Genomic DNA, 4,041 nt, shown 5'->3' on the forward strand with positions numbered 1-4,041 from the left:
TGGTGGTTCCGGTGAGTTGTTCGCGCAGGTGTGTGGCGAGGGCGAGCGGGGTGGGGTGGTCGAAGGCGATGGTGCTGGACAGGCGCAGTCCGGTGGCCGCGTTCAGGCGGTTGCGCAGCTCCACGACCATCAGCGAATCGAAACCGAGCTTCTTGAACGACTGGTTCGCCGCGATGCTGTCGGGGCTGTCGTGGCCGAGGACGGTGGCCACTTGGCGGCGTGCGAAGTCGAGCAGCTCGCGTTCGCGTTCGTCCTCCGGGAGTGCGGCCATCCGCTGGGCCCAACCACCGCCGGTCGGCCCGCCGTCCGCCAGGTGCGCGGCACGCCGCGCGGGAGCCCGTACCAGATCGCGGAAGACGGCCGGCACCCCGTCCGAGGCCGCGCGGGACCTCAGCCCGGCGAGGTCCAGCCGCGCCGGTACGAGCACCGCCTCCTCGCGCGTCAGCGCGGCGTCGAAGAGGGCCAGGCCCTCGTCGGACGGCAGCGGGGCCACCCCCGCGCGGGCCATGCGGGCGATGTCCGCGGCGGCCAGGTGCCCGGTCAGCCCACTGGCCTCCTCCCACAATCCCCAGGCGAGGGAGGTGGCGGGCAGGCCCTGGGCGCGCCGGTGGGCGGCCAGCCCGTCGAGGTAGGCGTTGGCCGCGGCGTAGTTGGCCTGCCCCGCGTAGCCGATGGTGGCGACGACGGACGAGAAGAGCACGAAGGCCACCGGAGCTCGGTCCCGCGTCAGCTCGTGCAGGTGCCGTGCGGCGTCCGCCTTGGCGCCCAGCGTGGCGGCCAGCCGCTCCGGGGTCAGGCTCTCGAAGGTGCCGTCGTCCAGGGCTCCCGCCGTGTGCACGACCGCCGTCAGGGGGTGGTCCGCGGGGACGGTGGCGAGCAGGGCGCCGAGTGCCTCCCGGTCCGAGACGTCACACGCGGCCACCGTGACCCGGGCCCCGAGCGCGGCGAGTTCGGCGGTGAGGGCGTCGGCGCCTTCGGCGGCGGGGCCGCTCCGGCTGGTGAGGAGCAGGTGGCGCACACCGTGCCCGGTGACCAGGTGCCGGGCGAGGAGGGCGCCCAGCGTTCCGGTCCCGCCGGTGATCAGTACCGTCCCCTCGGGGTCCAGGCCCGGATTCCGGTCCTCTACGCTCCCGGCCCGGACCAGACGCGGCACCAGCAGTTCGCCGCCACGCACCGCGAGCTGGGGCTCGCCGCAGGCCAGGGCGGCCGAGAGGACTTCGGCGGTGGTCCCGGCCGGGTCCGCGTCCAGCAGGACGATGCGGCCCGGCTGTTCGGACTGGGCCGTGCGGAGCAGGCCCCAGACCGCCGCCGCGGCGAGGTCGGTGACGTCCTCGCCGGACCGGGCCGCGACCGCGCCCCGGGTGGCGACCAGGAGCCGCGCGTCGGCCGAACCCGGGTCGCCCAGCCAGTCCTGGACCCGCCGCAGCACCTCTTCGAGCGTGGCGTCGAGGTCTCCGCCGACACAGTGCAGCACCGCATCGGTACCTGCCCCACCGGCGCCGTCGCCGTCCGCGCCGAGCACGACCGGCGCAGGACGGGCCGCCCCGTCGACGGGCGCGGCGGCCGCCGACGCGACCCAGTCCAGCCGGTACAGCGACCGACCGGGCACCGACGTACGCCCGGCGGCGGCCAGCTGCTCGACGGATACGGGCCGCAGCGCCAGCAGCCCCGCCTCCGCCACCCGGCCCCCCGTCGGGTCGAAGGCCGTCACCGACACCGAGTCCGGACCGACGGGCGCGAACGCCACCCGCAGCTCCCGCGCCCCCGTGGCGTGCAGCCGCACCCCGTCCCAGGCGAACGGCAGCAGCGGCCCCTCCCCGGGACCCTCCCGCAGCACGACGGCGTGCAGCGCCGCGTCGAGGAGCGCCGGATGCAGCCCGAACGCCTCGGCGTCCGCCCGCTGCGCCTCCGCGAGCCGCACCTCCGCGAACACCTCCTCGCCGCGCCGCCACAGGGCGGCGAGCCCCTGGAAGGCGGGGCCGTACTCGTAGCCCCGCGCGGCCAGCTGCTCGTAGCGCGAGCTCAGGTCGACGGGGTCGGCACCCGTCGGCGGCCACACCCCGAGGGATTCCGGCTCTCCGGCCGTCGGCTCGCCGGGCGAGAGGGACGCCGTCGCGTGGCGGGTCCACTCCCCGGCTTCCGAGCCGGGCGCGGTCGGCGCCGGCCGCGAGTGGACGCGCAGCGGCCGCGTCCCCGCCGCGTCCGGAGCCCCCACGGTCAGCTGGAGCTGGACGTCGGTGTGCTCGCGCAGCACCAGGGGCGCTTCGAGCGTGAGATCGTCGACGCGGTCACAGCCGGCCTCGGCCGCCGCACGCAGCGCCAGCTCCACGAACCCGGTGCCGGGCAGGAGCACGGTGCCCGCCACGGCGTGATCGGCCAGCCAGGGGTGGGCGCGCAGCGACAGCCGACCGGTGAGCAGCAGCCCGTCACCGTCGGCGAGGGAGACCAGGGCCCCGAGCAGCGGATGGTCCGCGGCGGCGAGCCCGGCGCCGGCCACGTCCGCTCCGGCGGGCGGCGCCTCGATCCAGTACCGGTCGCGCTGGAACGCGTACGTGGGCAGCTCCACCGGCCGGGCCGGACCCGCCGTGCCGGGCACCGCGGTCCAGTCCACGTCGGAGCCGCCCGTGAACACGGTGGCCAGCGAGGTCAGGAACGCCCGCCAGTTCCCCTTGTCGCGGCGCAGCGAGCCGACGACCAGGGCGGCGGCTTCGTGCCCGGCCGCGTGCGCGGACTCCGCCGCGTCTTCCAGGGTGGCCTGCACCCCCATCGTCAGGACGGGATGCGGGCTGCTCTCGATGAACGTCCGGTAGCCGTCGGCGGCCAGGGCGCGGATCGCCTTCTCGAACTGGACGGTGCCGCGGAGGTTGCGGTACCAGTAGTCGCCGTCCAGCACGGCCGTGTCCACGGGCTCGCCCAGCAACGTCGAGTAGAAGGCCACCTCCGACGAGCGGGGCGCCACATCGGCGAGCGCCGTCAGCACCGCCTCGCGGATCTCCTCCACGTGCGCGGAGTGCGAGGCGTAGTCCACCGCGATCGTCCTGGCCTCGACGCCCTCGGACCGGCAGGACTCCACCAGCTCCGCCAGCGCCCCCGGGTCACCGGACACCACCGTCGCGGACGGCCCGTTGGCCGCCGCGATCGACAGCCGGCCCTCCCAGGGCTCCAGCCGGGCCCGGGTCTCCTCCAGTGACAGGGGTACGGAGCCCATGCCGCCCTTGCCCGCGAGCGCCCGGATGGCCTGGCTGCGCAGCGCCACCACCTTCGCCGCGTCGTCGAGGGACAGCGCGCCCGCGACGTACGCCGCGGCGATCTCACCCTGCGAATGGCCCACCACGGCGGTGGGGACGACCCCCACGGAGCGCCACACCTCCGCCAGCGACACCATCACCGAGAACAGCGCGGGCTGCACCACGTCCACCCGCTCAAGCCCCGGGGCGCCGGGGGCGGCGCGCAGGACCTCGGTCAGGGACCAGTCCACGTACGGGGCCAGTGCGCGCTCGCACGCGGCGATGGAATCGGCGAACACGGAGTGGGAATCGAGGAGGTCCACCGCCATCCCCGCCCACTGCGAACCCTGGCCGGGGAAGACCAGGACCGTCCGGCCCCGGCCGTCCGAGGCCCCCTCGACCACCGTGGCCGGGGACTCCCCGCGGGCCAGCGCCTCCAGGGCGTCGAGGAGGGACTGCCGGTCCTCTCCGAGGACCACGGCACGGTGGTCGAGGAGCGCACGGCCGGTGACGAGGGCGCGGGCGACATCGGCCGGCTGGAGCTCGGGGCCCGCGAGGAGGTGCTCGTGCAGCCGGCCGGCCTGGGCGCGCAGCGCCGGTGCGTCCTTGGCCGACAGCACCCACGGGATCGGCGTGCCCTCGGCAGGCGTGGTCCCGGAGACCTCCTCGGTGGGGGGTGCCTGTTCGAGGATGAGGTGGGCGTTGGTGCCGCTGATGCCGAAGGAGGAGACGGCGGCGCGGCGGGGGCGCTCTTCGCCCGGCTGCCAGGGGGTGGCTTCGGTGAGGAGGGAGACGGCTCCGGCGTCCCAGTCGA

Annotated in this window: 1 protein-coding gene; it reads right to left on the reverse strand. The window is 76.0% G+C overall.

Features of this window, described 5'->3' with window-relative positions; translation table 11 throughout:
* Window positions 1-4,041: SDR family NAD(P)-dependent oxidoreductase (locus tag AB4039_RS41625; protein WP_442273238.1), on the reverse strand; the 4,041-nt coding region annotated here is incomplete at both ends.

It is taken from the genome of Streptomyces sp. M-16 (assembly GCF_052114405.1).
Lineage (GTDB): Bacteria > Actinomycetota > Actinomycetes > Streptomycetales > Streptomycetaceae > Streptomyces.